Origin of the sequence: Stenotrophomonas sp. PI_27 (assembly GCF_027854495.1) — a bacterium.
GTDB classification, from domain to species: Bacteria; Pseudomonadota; Gammaproteobacteria; order Xanthomonadales; family Xanthomonadaceae; genus Stenotrophomonas; species Stenotrophomonas pavanii.
The window spans coordinates 122,864-138,171 of the sequence record NZ_JAJNOF010000004.1 but is presented as its reverse complement, the minus strand read 5'-3'; the positions used below and the strand labels follow the sequence as shown (position 1 = coordinate 138,171).

Sequence of the window (15,308 nt, the reverse complement as noted above, 5' to 3'; positions counted from 1 at the left end):
CGGACCGTTGCTCCGCACAGATCCGGATATCCACGCATGGCGTGGATCTACTGATTCTCCATCCGATCAATCGGCGCAGCCGCTGGCGCCGGTCAACGCTCAGCCGTCCAGCTCTTCCCAGCGCGCGTAGGCGGCATCCAGCTCGGCCTGCACCTTGGCCAGCTGCTGGGTGTGCGCCGTCACTTCGGCGCTGCTGCGGGTATAGAACGCCGGATCGTTCATCGCCGAGGTCAGCCCTTCGACGTCGCTTTCCAGCTTCTCGATGGTCTTCGGCAACTGTTCCAGTTCGCGCGCTTCCTTGTAGGCCAGCTTGCGCTTGGGCGCGGCGGGAGTCGCAGCCGCCGCCGCAGCCGGTGCAGCGGCCGCCGGCTTGGCGGCCGTAGCCGCCGCGGGCGCCGCCACGCTGGCCGCATAACGCTGCCAGTCGCTGTAGCCACCGACGTACTCGCCGATCACGCCATCGCCTTCCATCACCAGCGTGGAGGTCACCACGTTGTCGATGAAGTCACGGTCGTGGCTGACCAGCAGCAGCGTACCGGTGTACTCGCCCAGCAGCTCTTCCAGCAGCTCCAGGGTTTCCACGTCCAGGTCGTTGGTCGGTTCGTCCATCACCAGCAGGTTGGACGGCTGCGCGAACAGCTTGGCCAGCAGCAGGCGGTTGCGCTCGCCACCGGACAGGCGGGTGATCGGCGCACGCGCGCGCTCGGGGGTGAACATGAAGTCCTGCAGGTAGGCATGCACATGCTTGCGCTTGCCGTTGAACTCGAGGAAATCGCGGCCTTCGGCCACGTTCTCGATCGCGCTCCAGTCTTCGCGCAGCACCGCGCGGTACTGGTCGAAATAGGCGATCTGCAGGTTGGTGCCGGCGTTGACTTCGCCCTTGGCCGGCTGCAGTTCGCCCAGCAGCAGCTTCAGCAGCGTGGTCTTGCCGCTGCCATTGGGGCCGATCAGGCCGATGCGGTCGCCGCGCATGATGGTGGTGGTGAAGTCGCGGACCATGGTGCGCTCGCCGAAGGCGAACGAAATGTCCTTGACGTCGATGACCTTCTTGCCGGAGCTGATGCCCTGCGCGGCTTCCATCTTGACGTTGCCGCTGAGATCGCGGCGCTGCGAACGCTCCACGCGCATCGCCTTCAGGCGGCGCACGCGGCCCTCGTCGCGGGTGCGGCGCGCCTTGATGCCCTGCCGGATCCAGACTTCTTCCTGCGCCAGCAGCTTGTCGAAGCGCGCGTTTTCCTGCGCCTGCGCATTGAGCCGTTCCTCGCGGCGGCGCTCGTAGTTGGCCCAGTCGCCGGGCCAGCTGGTGACCTGCCCGCGATCGATCTCGACGATGCGGGTGGCCAGTGCACGCAGGAAGCGGCGGTCGTGGGTGACGAACACCACGCTGCCACTCCAGCCCTTCAGGAACGCTTCGAGCCAGTCGATGGCTTCGATGTCCAGGTGGTTGGTCGGTTCGTCCAGCAGCAGCACGTCCGGGCTGGAGACCAGCGCGCGGGCCAGCAGCACGCGGCGCTTCATGCCGCCGGACAGGCGGCCGAACTCGGCCTCGCCGTCCAGGTCGAGCTTGGTCAGCGTTTCGCTGACGCGCTGGTCCAGGCCCCAGCCGTTGGCGGCGTCGATCTTGGCCTGCACGTTGCCCAGGGCTTCGCCATCGAACACCTCGGCATGGCTGAGGTGGTGGAACTCGGCCAGCCACTGGCCCAGTTCGCCCAGGCCATCGGCAACGACGTCGAACACCGAGCCGGCCGCGCCGTGTGGCACTTCCTGCTCGAGGCGAGTGACGCGCACGCCCTGCTGCACGCGCACTTCGCCGTCATCGGGCTTGTGGTCGCCTGAGAGCAGCTTGAGCAGGGTGGATTTGCCGGCGCCGTTGCGGCCGATCAGGGCGATGCGTTCGCCCGGCTCGATCGACAGTTCGGCCTTTTCCAGCAACAACGGGCCGCCGACGCTGAAGTCGACGTTCTGCAGAGTAATCAGAGGCATCCGGACATTGTACGGGTTGGGGCCCCGGCCGGGTTGCACCCATCACCCGCGGTAGTGCCGGCCGCTGGCCGGCAACCTCAGCGGCAACGTCAAACGCTGGTTTCCTGTGGGACGGCGGGGTCGGATCCCGTTGCTGCGCAACGGGCTCTGACCCCGTCATGGAATGCGCGCAGTGTAAGACCGATCCCGGCTATCCCACCTCCCCCAGCAACGCCTGCAACCCCGGCAGCCAGTGCTTGCCCGGGTGGCGTACCAGCCAGAGCGTGCGCTGCAGGGGCGGCAGCGGAGTCTCGAGTACGCGCAAGCGGCCGAGGGCCAGCGGCTCTTCCAGCGCATGGCGCGAGAGACAGGCCAGGCCGAGGCCGGCGATGGCGGCCTGCTTGATCGCTTCGGTGTTGCCCAGCTGCAGGGTCTGCGCGAAGCCGCGCAGGTGCGGCAGCAACGCCTGTTCGACCGCTTCGCGGGTGCCGGAGCCCGGTTCGCGCAGCAGCCAGCGTGCGCGCCGCAGTTCATCCAGCGACCAGCGTGCGCGGGCATCGGCGGCGGCCACGATCACCAGCGGGTCCTGCTGCCAGGCGGTCACCTGCAGGCCACGCTCGTGGCAGGGGCCTTCGATCAGGCCCGCGTCCACATCCAGGCGCTGCACGGCGGCGACCACCCCGGCACTGTTGTCGATGCGCAGGTCGACCTCTGCCTGCGGGGCGTGCCGCAGCAGCTCGGCGATGCGCGGCGGCAGCAGGTAATTGCCGATGGTGGTGCTGGCGGCCAGTACCAGCCGCAGCGGTGCCCCCTGCGACGGGTCGCCACCGGCGGCCAGCTGCCGCTCCAGATCGGCGGCATTGACCAGCAGGCTGCGCGCCGGCTCCAGCAGTGCGCGGCCATGGCCGTTCAGGGCCAGGCGACGACCGATGCGGTCAAACAGCGGAGTACCGAAATGCGCCTCCAGTTCCTGCAGGGCGGCACTGCTGGCCGATTGCGAGAGCGCGATGGCCTGGCCCGCAGCCGTGGTACTGCCGTGATCGGCGATGGCCACGAAGACTTGGAGCTGGCGCAACGTCAGGCGCATGGCCGTTACCTTCTGGACAGGTAGATTTCACTCATATTATTCGTTTTACAGGTCAACGGCTGGGGCGCACGCTTGCCCCATCACTCCAGCCCTGCACTGCCATGAACGCCCCCGCTCTCTCCTCCTGGTCCCTGCCCGCCCTGCGCCAACGCTGGCAGCCTCGCCTGCCCGGCCTGCTGCTGGTGGGCCTGGTCGCGGCGGCGTCGCTGTACCTGGCCGAGCTTCCCTGGCTCCAGGCGCATGGCCTGAGCGCGCTGACCGTGGCCATCGTCGCCGGCATCGTGGTCGGCAACACCGTCTACCCGCGGTTGGCACCGGGCAGTGCGGCCGGTGTCGGTTTCTCCAAGCACTGGCTGCTGCGCGCCGGCATCGTGCTGTATGGCCTGCGCCTGACCTTCCAGGACATCGGCCACGTCGGCGTGGCCGGCGTGCTGATGGACGTGCTGGTGGTCGCCAGCACCTTCGGGCTGGCCTGCTGGCTCGGGATGCGTGTGTTCAGGATGGAGCGCGAGGCCGCCATGCTGATCGGCGCCGGCAGCGCGATCTGCGGCGCGGCGGCGGTAATGGCCGCCGAGCCGGTGGTGCGCGGCCGCGCTGCGCAGGTCACCGTCGCGGTCTCTACGGTGGTGGTGTTCGGCACGCTGGCGATGTTCCTGTACCCGGCGTTGTATGCGCTGGTGCAGTCGCACGGCTGGCTGGCAATGGACGCACGGCAGTACGGCCTGTTCACCGGCGCGACGGTGCATGAAGTGGCACAGGTGGTGGCGGCCGGCCGCGCGGTCAACGAAGCAGCGGCCGACACCGCGGTGATCACCAAGATGGTGCGGGTGATGCTGCTGGCGCCGTTCCTGGTCGCGCTGTCGCTGTGGCTGGCGCGTGGCGGCAAGGCCAGCGCCGACGGCAGCAAAGCGCGCATCGTGGTGCCGTGGTTCGCGTTCGGTTTCGTGGCGGTGGCCGGTCTCAACTCGCTGCATCTGCTGCCGGCCGGCCTGCAGGCCGGGCTGGTGCAGCTGGATACCGTGCTGCTGGCGATGGCGATGGCCGCGCTGGGCCTGACCACCCACGTCTCGGCGCTGCGCCAGGCGGGCCTGAAGCCGCTGCTGCTGGCGCTGATCCTGTTCGCCTGGCTGCTGTTCGGTGGCCTGGCGATCCACCAGGGTGTGCTGGCGGTGCTGGGCTGAGCGGGCGCGTGCCGACCCGGGCCGGCATACCGCCGGAGATCCACGCCATGCGTGGATGCCGCCCCCCACCCCATCAGGCGGGACCGGCCACGCAGGCAGGTACAATGCGCCATGACTGACTTTTCGACCCTGCCGCTGAGCCCGGCCCTGCAGCCTGGCCTGGACGCCCTCGGCTACACCACTCTCACCCCCGTGCAGGCGCAGAGCCTGCCGGCCATCCTGGACGGCCGCGATGTAATCGCGCAGGCGCCGACCGGCAGCGGCAAGACCGCCGCCTTCGGCCTGGGCCTGCTGCAGGCCATCGACCCCAGCGTGATCCGCGTGCAGGCACTGGTCCTTTGCCCGACCCGCGAACTGGCCGACCAGGTCGGCAAGCAGATCCGCAAGCTGGCCACCGGCATTCCGAATCTGAAGCTGTTGCTGCTGGTCGGTGGCGTGCCGCTGGGTCCGCAGCTGGCTTCGCTGGAGGGCCACGACCCGCACGTGGTGGTCGGCACGCCCGGCCGGGTGCAGGAACTGGCGCGCAAGCGCGCGCTGAATCTGGGCGCGGTGCGCACGCTGGTGCTGGACGAGGCCGACCGCATGCTCGACATGGGCTTCGAGGAGCCCATCCGCGAGATCGCCGGCCGCACCCACAGGGATCGCCAGAGCCTGCTGTTCTCCGCCACCTTCCCCGACAGCATCCGCGCCATGGCCCGTGACCTGCTGCGCGAGGCGGTGGAAGTGACTGTGGAAGGCGCCGACCAGGCCCCCGCCATCCGCCATCTGTTCTGCGAGGTTGAGCCGGCGCACCGCCAGAAGGCGCTGGCCGGCCTGCTGCTGAAGTACGCGCCGGAATCGGCGGTGGTGTTCTGCAACACCCGCAAGGACGTGGACGAAGTGGCCAACTCGCTGCAGCAGTTCGGCTTCTCCGCACTGGCCCTGCACGGTGACATGGAACAGCGCGACCGCGAGGAGGTGCTGCTGCTGCTGGCCAACCGCAGCTGCAACGTGCTGGTGGCCAGCGACGTGGCCGCACGCGGCCTGGACGTGGAAGCGCTGGCCGCAGTGATCAACTACGAACTGCCGACCGACGTGGAGAGCTACCAGCACCGCGTGGGCCGTACCGGCCGTGCCGGTGCCAGCGGCCTGGCGATCAGCCTGGTGGCCGGACGCGAGAAGACCCGCGCCGAAGCGATTGAAGCGCAGATGGGGCAGCCGCTGGACTGGCAGAAGACGCCGCTGGCGACCTCGCGCCCGGCCGAACTGCCGCAGGCCGCGATGCGCACCCTGCGGATCGACGGCGGCAAGACCGACAAGCTGCGCCCGGGTGACATCCTCGGCGCGCTGACCGGCGACGCCGGCCTGTCAGCCAAGTTCATCGGCAAGATCGCGATCTTCCCGACCCGTTCCTATGTGGCGATCGCGCGCGAGCAGGCCAACAAGGCCGTGGCCCGGCTGGAGGCCGGCAAGATCAAGGGCCGTCGCTTCCGCGTGCGGATGATGTGATTGAGGCCGCGTTGCCAACCACGGTTGGCAACGACCGGCTCCCGGCCATTCGCCAGTGTGGATGCCAACCCGGGTTGGCACCCAGCCCCTAATCAGAACACCAGTTCGGTGTGCAGCGGCAGGCCAGCTTCCCAGCGCGCGCGGCCACCCAGGCCGTCCAGCTCGACCAGCACGCCGGCACCAACCACATCCACACCCAGGCGGCGCACCAGCGACAGTGCGGCGACCAGCGTACCGCCGGTGGCCAGCACATCGTCGATGATCGCCACGCGCGCGCCGGCCGGCAGCGCATCGGCATGCACCTCGATGCAGTCGCTGCGGTATTCGAGCGTGTATTCCTCGCGCAGCACCTGGCCGGGCAGCTTGCCCGGCTTGCGCACCGGCACGAAGCCCACCCCCAGTTCCAGCGCCATCGCGGCGCCGAGGATGAAACCGCGCGATTCGATGCCCACCACGGCATCCAGCTTCTGATCGCGCCAGCGATCGGCCATCGCAGTGATCGCGCCGCGGAAATCCTCGCCGTGGGCGAGCAGCGGCATGATGTCCTTGAACAGGATGCCGGGCTTGGGGAAGTCGGCGATGTCGCGCAGGCGGGAGGACCAGGCGGAGACGGCCATGGTGGCGTCGGTCATTGCAGCTACCAGCGTGTATGGCGGCATAGGGTAACCGGTTCGCTCGCGCGCTGCCCGTTCCCGGTACCTGCGCGCCAATGCGTTCCATCAATGGCCACGTGCCGTCACGCCAAAATCGCACACGCGTGCGATAATCGCCCTAACCGGTCATTCACCCAGCCTGCGCCATAAGCAGGCCGACGCCTGCCCGCCTTCATCGGCCCGCAGCCGCCCGGGATGCCGATGGTCCCCGCCACGCTCTGCGCGCGCGGGCCTTTCCCCGCCTGCGCGCGGGTTACTGCAATGAGGTTCATGCAACGTGGACGAGACGACGAAGGTTCCGGCCCTGTGCCGTGTGCTGGTGGTCCTGCTCGGCATCCTGGTGACGCTGTTCGGCCTGGCTCTGCTGGTCGGCGGGGTTCGCCTGGTACAGCTGGGGGGCAGTTGGTATTTCCTGCTGATGGGCGCGGTGTCGGCGGTGGCCGGCCTGCTGCTGGTGCTGCGCCGGCCGAGCGGTGCGCTGCTGTATGGCCTGGCCTTCCTGGCCACGCTGCCGTGGGCACTGGTCGATGCGGGCTGGAATTTCTGGCCGCTGGTATCGCGGCTGGTGATGCCGGCGGTGCTGGCCCTTCTGGTCGCGCTGGCGTGGCCGGTGCTGCGTCGCAGCCGCGGCCAGGTGGCCGGCCGCGGCGCCTATGGCGTTGCCGCCGTGCTGCTCGTCGGCCTGCTGGGCACAGCGCTGTCGGCGTTCCAACCCCGACCGCTGCAGACTGCGCAGGGTGCGACGCCGCCGGTGGTACCGGTGGCCAAGGGTGCCGAGCAGCGCGACTGGATGCACTGGGGCAACACCACGGCAGGTACCCGCTTTGCCGCGCTGGACCAGATCACCCCGGCCAATGTGAAGGAGCTGCAGATCGCCTGGACCGCGCGCACCGGTGACGTGCCGGAAAGCAACGGCTTCGGCGCCGAAGACCAGAACACGCCGCTGCAGATCGGCGACACCCTGTACCTGTGCACCCCGCACAACCAGGTGATCGCCATCGATGCCGACTCCGGCAAGCAGCGCTGGGCCTTCGACCCCAAGGCCACTGCACCGAACTGGCAGCGCTGCCGCGGCCTGGGCTATTTCGATGCGACCACCGCGCCAGCCGTTACCGCGACCCCGGCACCGCTGCCGGCCCCCGCCACGACCGGCACCGGCGCGGCGCTGTGCGAACAGCGCATCCTGATGACCTCCATCGATGCGCGCCTGTTCGCGCTGGATGCGAAGACCGGGGCGCTGTGCCCGGACTTCGGCAGCAACGGCGTGGTCGACCTGAAGACCGGCATGGGCGAGATCAAGCCGGGCTTCTACACATTGACCGCTGCGCCGCTGGTCGCCGGCGAGCTGATCGTGGTCGGCGGCCGGGTGGCTGACAACATTGAAGTGGGCGAGCCGTCCGGTGTGGTGCGTGCCTACAACGTGCGCAGCGGCGCGCTGGCCTGGGTCTGGGATCTGTCGCGGGAAACCCCGGACGTGCCGCTGGATCCGTCCATCCACTACACGCGCGCCACGCCCAACGTATGGACCTCGATGGCCTACGATCCGCAACTGGGCCTGGTCTACCTGCCCACCGGCAATACCACCCCGGACCAGTGGGCGGGCGAGCGCACGCCGCAGGATGACAAGTACAGCTCGGCCGTGGTCGCGCTGGACGTGGCCACCGGCAAGGAGCGCTGGGTCTATCAGACCGTCCACCACGACCTGTGGGACTACGATCTGCCCGCACAGCCGACCCTGGTCGACGTGCCCGACGGCAAGGGCGGCACGTTGCCGGCACTGCTGCAGGTCACCAAGGCGGGCCAGATCTTCATGCTCAACCGGCAGACGGGCGTACCGATCAGCGAAGTACGCGACATTCCGGCGCCGCAGGGCAACGCCGAAGGCGAGCGCTACGCCGCCACCCAGCCGCTGTCGGTTGGCCTGCCGCAGATCGGCGCCGAAACGCTGACCGAGTCGGACATGTGGGGGGCTACCCCGATCGACCAGATGCTGTGCCGCATCCAGTTCAAGCAGTTCCGCTACGACGGCATGTACACGCCGCCGGGCGAGGATCTGGCGCTGCAGTGGCCGGGCTCGCTGGGAGGCATGAACTGGGGCAGCGCTTCGGTCGACCCGACCACGGGCTACCTGTTCGTCAACGACATGCGCCTGGGCCTGTGGACCCGGCTGATCCCCCGCGCGCAGATGACCAGCGGTGCCGGCGGCGTGGAAATGGGCGCGGCCTCGCAGACCGGTACGCCGTACGGCTCGCTGCGCGACCGCTTCCTGTCCAAGCTGGGCATTCCCTGCCAGAAGCCGCCGTTCGGCACGATGTCGGCGATCAACTTGGCTACCCGGCAGCTGGTCTGGCAGGTGCCGGTGGGCACGGTGAAGGACACCGGGCCGATGGGCATCAAGATGCGCCTGCCGATCCCGATCGGCATGCCGACGCTGGGCGGGTCGCTGGCTACGCAGTCGGGCCTGCTGTTCTTCGCCGGCACCCAGGACTACTACCTGCGCGCCTTCGACAGCCGAACCGGCGAAGAAGTGTGGAAGGCGCGCATACCTGTGGGCAGCCAGGGCACACCGATGACCTACGTCTCGCCGAAGACGGGCCGCCAGTACGTGGTGATTTCCGCCGGCGGCGCGCGCCAGTCGCCAGACCGTGGCGACTACGTGATCGCCTACGCGCTGCCGAAGCGCACGTAGCCCGTGCCATGGGGCGCGGCCTGCCTGGCCGCGCCCCGTGGGTACCGGTTGCGGGTTCCAGCGCTTACCATTCAAGGTCGAACCTGATGAAAGCTGCTGCCATGCCTGCCGTTCCTCCCAGCCGTAGCACCAAGCGCCCCCCTGCGCCACCGCGGGATCGCGGCCTGGCCCATGAGCTGATGCAGCAGATCCAGGAAAACCAGGGGGACCCGGATTTCATGACCTCGCTCGGCCGCGGCCTGGCCGTGCTGAGCGTTTTCTCGCAGCATCCGCGCGAAGTCACCATGTCGCAGATCAGCAGTGACACCGGCATCTCGCGCGCAGCGGTGCGACGCGTCCTGTACACGCTGGAAAAGCTCGGCTATGTGGGTGAGCAGGGACGTGGCTACGTGCTGCTGCCGCGTGTGCTGGGCATGGGGGGCGCCTACGTTGCGTCGTCCTCGATGACCGCTGCGGCGCAGCCGGTACTCGATGCGCTGCGCGATGACGTGCACGAATCGTGCTCGCTGGGCGTGCTCGATGGCGATGACATCCTGTATGTCGCCCGCGCGGAGACAGTGCGCATCATGTCCATCGGCCTGCGTGCGGGCAGCCGCCTGCCCGCGTATTGCACTTCGATGGGCCGGGTGCTGCTGGCCGCACTGCCGCGCGACACGCTCGAAGGCTATCTGGAACGCACTCCCTTGCGGCCGCGCACCGAACGCACAGTCACGCGCATGGAGGACTTCCTTGAACTGCTGGAGAAGGTGCGACGCGAAGGCGTTTCGCTGGTCGACCAGGAACTGGAGATCGGCCTGCGCTCGATCGCGGTACCGGTGCGTTCGCGCAGCGGCGAAGTGATCGCCGCGCTGAACATCGGCACCCAGGCCGGCCGCATTGGCCTGGGCGTGATGCAGACCCAGCTGCTGCCCCGCCTGCGCGAAGCCGCGCAACGCCTCGGTACGCTGTTGAATTGAACTGCACTGAATCTGGTAGTGCCGGCCGCCGGCCGGCCTTGCCGATGTGCAGGAGGTTGCCGGCCAGCGGCCGGCACTACCGTTCCGAAGCCTGCTCTTCCAGGATCGGCCTGGCCAGCGCGAAGGCGTGGTTGGCCGCAGGCACACCGCAGTAGATCGCAGCCTGCAACAGCGCTTCCTTGATCTGCTCCGGCGTCACGCCGTTGTTGCGGGCCGCGCGGATGTGCAGCTTGAACTCCTCGTCATGGCCCAGCGCCACCATCATCACGATGGTCAGCAACGAGCGCGTGTGCCGCGGCAGGCCCTCGCGCGTCCATACCGTGCCCCATGCGGTGCGGGTGATGAATTCCTGGAATTCGGCGGTGAAGTCGGTGCGGGCTTCCAGCGAGCGCTCCACATGGGCCTCGCCCAGCACCTGGCGGCGCACCGCAAGGCCAGCTTCGTAACGTTCCTGTTCGTCCATCGGGGTCTACCTGTTGTGCGAAGGTCAGTGCTGCACGGAAAGATGCGCGGCCAGTGCATCGGTGAAGGCCCGCGGCGATTCCACGTTGCAGAGGTGGCGGCCAGGCACCTGCGCATAGTGGCCATGGGCCACGCCGTGGGCGATCGCCTGCAGCTCGGCGGGGACGCACACCGAATCCTCGTCGCCGGCAATGGCCAGCAGCGGCACGCTGATGCGCCCCAGCGCCTCCCGGAAGTCGGCCGTGCCGACCGCGTTGCAGCAGCCCACATAGCCGGCGACGCGGGTAGCCAGGAAGCGCTGCAGAATGTCTTCAACCTGGCTGGCGTGGGTCTGTGCAAAGGCAGCCGTGAACCAACGCTCGCGGGTGCCATCGACCAGCGGCAGCAGTCCATCGTGCTGGACCTGGGCGATACGGGCCTGCCAGCCGTCCAGCGTGCCGATCTTCGCCGCGGTGGCCGCGACGGTGAGCGTGCGCAGCCGGTTGCCGGCGTGCACGCCCAGCCACTGCCCGGTCAGGCCACCGATCGACAGCCCGCAGAAGTGGCTGCGCTCGATGCCCAGGTGATCCCACAGGGCCAGCACGTCCGCGCCCAGTTCGGCCACCGTGTACAGGCCCGGCGGTGCACTGGACTGCCCGTGGCCGCGGCGGTCGTAGCGCAGGATGCGGTAGTGGGCGGCCAATGCCTCGACCTGCGGCTGCCACATGCCCAGGTCGGTGCCCAGCGAGTTGCAGAACGTCAGCCATGGCCCGTCGGCTCGGCCTTCGGTCCGGTAGTGCAGGCGATGCTGGGGGAGATCGAGGAAGGGCATGGGTACTCCAGCGGTCAACGTCACGGTCAGCCGCGCGCGAGCACGCGGTCGATCCAGGTATCGGCCATGCCACGCCAGCTGTCGGCAGCGAACAGGGCATCCAGTTGCGCAGCAGACAGCTGCGCGGACACGTCCGGCATCTGCCCCAGCACCTCGCGCAGATGCTGCGATTGTGCCAGCGCCTGCTTGGCCGCGCGTTCCACCAGGGCGTGCGCGGCCTGCTTGCCAATGCGCTCGCCCAGGGTGACCGCCACCGCCTCGGCATAGAGCAGTCCGCCATGGCTGTCCAGGTGCTGGCGCATGCGCACGCGGTCCAGCTGCAGGCCCTGTACCACCACGGACACCTGGGCCAGGCTGCCGGCACACAGCCGCACGATTTCCGGCACGGTGTCCCACTCCGCGTGCCATTGCCCCGCCGCGCGCTCGTGCGGCTGTGGCATCGCGCTGAACAGCGTGGACAGCAGGCCCGGCACGCGCGTGGCGGCGGCGATGGCCGCCACGCAGCCGACAGGATTGCGCTTGTGCGGCATCGCCGACGATCCGCCCTTGCCCTCGCCCGCCGGCTCAAACGCTTCGGCCACCTCGGACTGCATCAGCAGTACGATGTCGGTGGCGATCTTGCCGAGGCTGCCGGCCAGCAGCGCGAACACGCTGCCAAGCTCGGCCAGGCGATCGCGCGAGGTGTGCCAGGGCAGCGCCGGCAGCGGCAACTGCAGCTCATCGGCCAGCGCCTCGGCCACGTCCAGTCCTCGTGATTGCAGCGAGGCCAGCGTGCCGGCTGCACCACCGAACTGCAGCACCAGGGTATCGTTGGCAAGTCCCTCCAGGCGACGCTGGCTGCGTTGCAGGGCATCCAGCCAACCCGCCGCCTTCAGCCCGAACGTCACCGGCACCGCCTGCTGCAGCAGCGTACGCCCGGGCAGCCCGGTACCGCGCTCGGCCTGGGCCAGCCGCGCCAGCGCGGTGCACAGGACCTGCAGGCGCGCCCGCACGTGGCCGACGGCCGCGCGCAGCTGCAGCATCGCGCCGGTATCGATGATGTCCTGGCTGGTGGCGCCCCAGTGCACCCAGCGCGCGGCTTCGGCGTCGCGCGCCGCGACCTGCGCGGTGAGCGCCTTCACCAGGGGAATGGCCGGGTTGCCGGCCAGGGCCGTTGCTGCCGACAGCGCCGGCAGCGGGTACAGGCCCGCGCTGCAGGCTGCTTCGATCGGGGCGAGCGCCGCAGCGGGAATCACCCCGCATCGCACCTGCGCACGGGCCAGCGCGCGTTCAACATCCAGCATCGCCTGCAGGCGCGCCTCGTCGGTGAACGCAGCGTCGACGGCGGGGTCGCCGAACAGACCGCCCAGCAGCGTTGGGGAGTGACTCATCGGTGCAGTCCATCATGGGTGGCCACAGCTTACCCGCGCCCGCCGAACGCGGGCGTGGAGTGGGCCGGAAGGCGCGTCGAGGGCGCCGTGATCAATAGGAAAAGAACACCGTCTCGTGCGGGCCCTGCATGTGCACGTCCCAGCGGTACAGGCCGCCGCCCTGCGCCTGCGCGACCAGGGTGTGGCGGCGCTCTGCAGGCACCAGCGCCAGGATGCCGTCCTCGCCGTTGCTGGCCTCGTCACTGAAGTAGATACGGCCACGGGCGGCCTGCAGCAGGCCGCGCATGAACACCAGCACGATCAGATGCGGCGCCTGCGGCGCGCCGCGCAGGCCCGGCACGCGCCCCGGCTTGACGGTACTGAAGGCGAAGCGGCCCTGCTCGTCGGTGGGCACCCGGCCCCAGCCATCGAACGCCGGGTCGTGGTCGTCACTACGCGGGTCCTCGGCATGGGCATAGATGCCCTGCGCATCCGCCTGCCAGATTTCCAGTACTGCATCGGACACGGGCACGCCATTGCCATCGAACACCTGGCCCTGCACTTCCACGCGCTCACCGCGCGCGGCAGCCGAGGCGATGTCGGTGCGGTACAGCGGCTCCAGGCCCAGGCGGTAGTACGGGCCCACGGTCTGCCACGGAGTGGATTGGAAACTCATGGTCTTACTCCCAGACGGTCATCTTGCGACCGCGCAACACGATGTCGAAGCGGTAGCCCAGCGCGAATTCGTTGGCGGTGTTTTCCCAATCGAACGAGGACACCATGCGCTCGCGCGCATTGGCATCGTCCACGCAGTTGTAGATCGGATCGAACGCCAGCAACGGGTCGTTGGGGAAATACATCTGCGTGACCAGGCGCTGGCCGATGCCATCGCCATGCAGGGAGAAATGGATGTGCGCCGGCCGCCAGGCGTTGTAGTGGTTGCGCCACGGGTACGCACCCGGCTTGATGGTGGTGAACCGGTAGCGGCCTTCGCTGTCGGTCAGGACCTGGCCGGTGCCCTTGAAGTTCGGGTCCAGCGGCGCGTCATGCTGGTCGCCCTTGTGCAGGTAGCGGCCGGCGGCGTTGCACTGCCACACCTCGACCACGGTATTGCGCACTGGACGGCCGTTCTCGTCCAGCACGCGGCCACTGACGATGATGCGTTCGCCCTGGGGCTGGCCGGCGAAGCCTGCGGTCAGGTCGGCGGCATGCGCCCCGAGGGTGATCCGGTCCAGGCGCGGGCCGGTCACTTCCGAGAGCGTCACCGGGATGGCGATCGGGTCGGTGCCCGGCCCGCGCAGCGCAGTAGAGGCATAGGGCAGATGGATGCGCGGCGGCTGGCTGCCGGGATACGGCTTGCGGTAGCCGCGCAGTTCGGTGGGATCGCTCATGGCGTGCTCCTGTTGGCGAGCGGCCCGCAGGCCGCAGCTGTCGTGCAGATTACGGGGTCGCGGGGTGACTCACACGCGTTCAAGGGCCAGGGCCACGCCCTGCCCCACGCCAATGCACATCGTGGCCAGGCCGCGCCGTCCACCGCTGGATTCCAGCTGGCGCAGCAGGGTCAGCGCCAGGCGCGCACCGCTCATGCCCAGCGGATGACCCAGGGCGATGGCACCGCCATTGGGGTTCACGTGCGCGGCATCATCGGCCAGGCCCAGCTCGCGCATGCAGGCAAGGCCCTGCGAGGCAAATGCTTCGTTCAGTTCGATGGCATCGAAATCGGTGATGGACAGGCCCAGGCGGGCCATCAGCTTGCGGCTGGCCGGCACCGGGCCCATGCCCATGATGGCCGGCTCCACGCCGGCGCTGGCAAAGCCGAGGACGCGTGCGCGCGGGGACAGGCCCAGCGCCTTCACCTGCGCACCGGACGCCAGCAGCAGTGCGGCGGCGCCGTCGTTGATGCCCGAAGCGTTGCCGGCGGTGACCGTGCCCGGCTGACGGAACAGCGGTTTAAGCCTGGCCAGCGCTTCCATCGTGGTATCGCCGCGCGGGTGCTCATCGCGGTCGACGGTCACGGTTTCGCCGCGCTTGCGCCCCGGCACGTCCACCGCCACGATCTCGCCGTCGAAGAAGCCTCGCGCCTGCGCGGCCGCTGTCCGCTGCTGGCTCCGCAGGGCGAACGCATCCTGGTCCTCGCGGCTGATGCCCTGCCGCTCGGCCACGTTCTCGGCGGTCTGGCCCATCGTCTCCACGCCATGCAGTTCGCGCAGGCGCGGATTGATGAAACGCCAGCCCATGGTGGTGTCTTCCATCTGCTGGTCACGGGCGAATGGGGAGGTCGCCTTGCCCATCACGAACGGCGCGCGCGACATTGATTCGACACCGCCAGCGATGGCCAGGCCGAGTTCGCCTGCGGCGATGCCACGGGCCACGGTGCCGATCGCATCCAGCCCCGAACCGCACAGCCGGTTGACCGTGCTGCCCGGTACCGTCACCGGCAGGCCGGCCAGCAGCAGGCTCATGCGGGCGACGTTGCGATTGTCTTCACCGGCCTGGTTGGCGCAGCCCAGATAGACATCCTCGACCAGCGCCGGGTCCAGCTGCGGATGGCGTGCCAGCAGTGCCTTCAGCGCCATCGCCGCGAGGTCGTCGGCACGCACGCCGGACAGCGCGCCGCCGTAACGACCGATCGGGGTGCGGATGCCATCAACGATGTAGGTTTCGTGCAGG

Annotated in this window: 13 protein-coding genes; 4 read left to right on the top strand and 9 right to left on the bottom strand. The window is 69.1% G+C overall.

Annotated features, from left to right (window positions below; translation table 11 throughout):
- Positions 1-99 precede the first annotated feature (99 nt).
- On the bottom strand, positions 100-1,983 hold the full coding sequence (locus tag LRM18_RS06685) for an ATP-binding cassette domain-containing protein (protein WP_270952724.1): 1,884 nt from the start codon (positions 1,981-1,983) through the stop codon (positions 100-102).
- 190 nt (positions 1,984-2,173) lie between these two features.
- Positions 2,174-3,049, bottom strand: a complete 876-nt coding sequence (locus tag LRM18_RS06680; RefSeq protein WP_049464458.1) for a LysR family transcriptional regulator — start codon at positions 3,047-3,049, stop codon at positions 2,174-2,176.
- A 101-nt stretch (positions 3,050-3,150) separates the two neighbouring features.
- Here LRM18_RS06680 and LRM18_RS06675 point away from each other — a divergent pair, with 101 nt between their 5' ends.
- Both LRM18_RS06675 and dbpA read left to right on the top strand, forming a co-directional pair.
- Positions 3,151-4,230 carry a YeiH family protein gene (locus LRM18_RS06675; protein ID WP_270952721.1) on the top strand — a complete coding sequence of 360 codons (1,080 nt, stop codon included), beginning with the start codon at positions 3,151-3,153 and terminating at the stop codon, positions 4,228-4,230.
- Between the two features lie 111 nt (positions 4,231-4,341).
- Entirely contained in the window at positions 4,342-5,718 is a 1,377-nt protein-coding gene (dbpA, locus tag LRM18_RS06670; protein ID WP_064238272.1) for an ATP-dependent RNA helicase DbpA, read from the top strand.
- Positions 5,719-5,810: 92 nt separating this feature from the next.
- Here dbpA and LRM18_RS06665 read toward each other — a convergent pair whose 3' ends face one another.
- Positions 5,811-6,350 (bottom strand): adenine phosphoribosyltransferase, encoded by a 540-nt coding sequence (locus LRM18_RS06665; protein WP_049464452.1) that lies wholly within the window; start codon positions 6,348-6,350, stop codon positions 5,811-5,813.
- Positions 6,351-6,648: 298 nt separating this feature from the next.
- Between LRM18_RS06665 and LRM18_RS06660 the strand changes: the two genes are divergently transcribed.
- Entirely contained in the window at positions 6,649-9,060 is a 2,412-nt protein-coding gene (locus LRM18_RS06660; RefSeq protein ID WP_270952718.1) for a membrane-bound PQQ-dependent dehydrogenase, glucose/quinate/shikimate family, read from the top strand.
- Between the two features lie 101 nt (positions 9,061-9,161).
- The gene (locus tag LRM18_RS06655; RefSeq protein ID WP_270952716.1) at positions 9,162-10,016 is read left to right on the top strand and encodes an IclR family transcriptional regulator C-terminal domain-containing protein; all 855 of its coding nucleotides are present in this window, start codon (positions 9,162-9,164) and stop codon (positions 10,014-10,016) included.
- A gap of 76 nt (positions 10,017-10,092) precedes the next feature.
- Here LRM18_RS06655 and pcaC read toward each other — a convergent pair whose 3' ends face one another.
- The 6 genes from pcaC to pcaF form a co-directional block, all read right to left on the bottom strand.
- The gene (pcaC, locus tag LRM18_RS06650; RefSeq protein WP_049464447.1) at positions 10,093-10,479 is read right to left on the bottom strand and encodes a 4-carboxymuconolactone decarboxylase; all 387 of its coding nucleotides are present in this window, start codon (positions 10,477-10,479) and stop codon (positions 10,093-10,095) included.
- A gap of 24 nt (positions 10,480-10,503) precedes the next feature.
- Positions 10,504-11,289 (bottom strand): 3-oxoadipate enol-lactonase, encoded by a 786-nt coding sequence (pcaD, locus tag LRM18_RS06645; protein ID WP_270952714.1) that lies wholly within the window; start codon positions 11,287-11,289, stop codon positions 10,504-10,506.
- A gap of 26 nt (positions 11,290-11,315) precedes the next feature.
- Positions 11,316-12,659 (bottom strand): 3-carboxy-cis,cis-muconate cycloisomerase, encoded by a 1,344-nt coding sequence (locus LRM18_RS06640; protein ID WP_270952712.1) that lies wholly within the window; start codon positions 12,657-12,659, stop codon positions 11,316-11,318.
- Between the two features lie 91 nt (positions 12,660-12,750).
- Positions 12,751-13,314, bottom strand: a complete 564-nt coding sequence (gene pcaG, locus LRM18_RS06635) for a protocatechuate 3,4-dioxygenase subunit alpha (RefSeq protein WP_270952710.1) — start codon at positions 13,312-13,314, stop codon at positions 12,751-12,753.
- A gap of 4 nt (positions 13,315-13,318) precedes the next feature.
- Complete coding sequence (gene pcaH / locus LRM18_RS06630; protein ID WP_049464439.1) at positions 13,319-14,029, bottom strand: protocatechuate 3,4-dioxygenase subunit beta; 711 nt, start codon at positions 14,027-14,029, stop codon at positions 13,319-13,321.
- A 69-nt stretch (positions 14,030-14,098) separates the two neighbouring features.
- A complete protein-coding gene (gene pcaF, locus LRM18_RS06625; RefSeq protein WP_064239640.1) occupies positions 14,099-15,307 on the bottom strand; it encodes a 3-oxoadipyl-CoA thiolase in 1,209 nt (402 codons plus the stop codon).
- Between the last annotated feature and the right edge of the window lies 1 nt (position 15,308).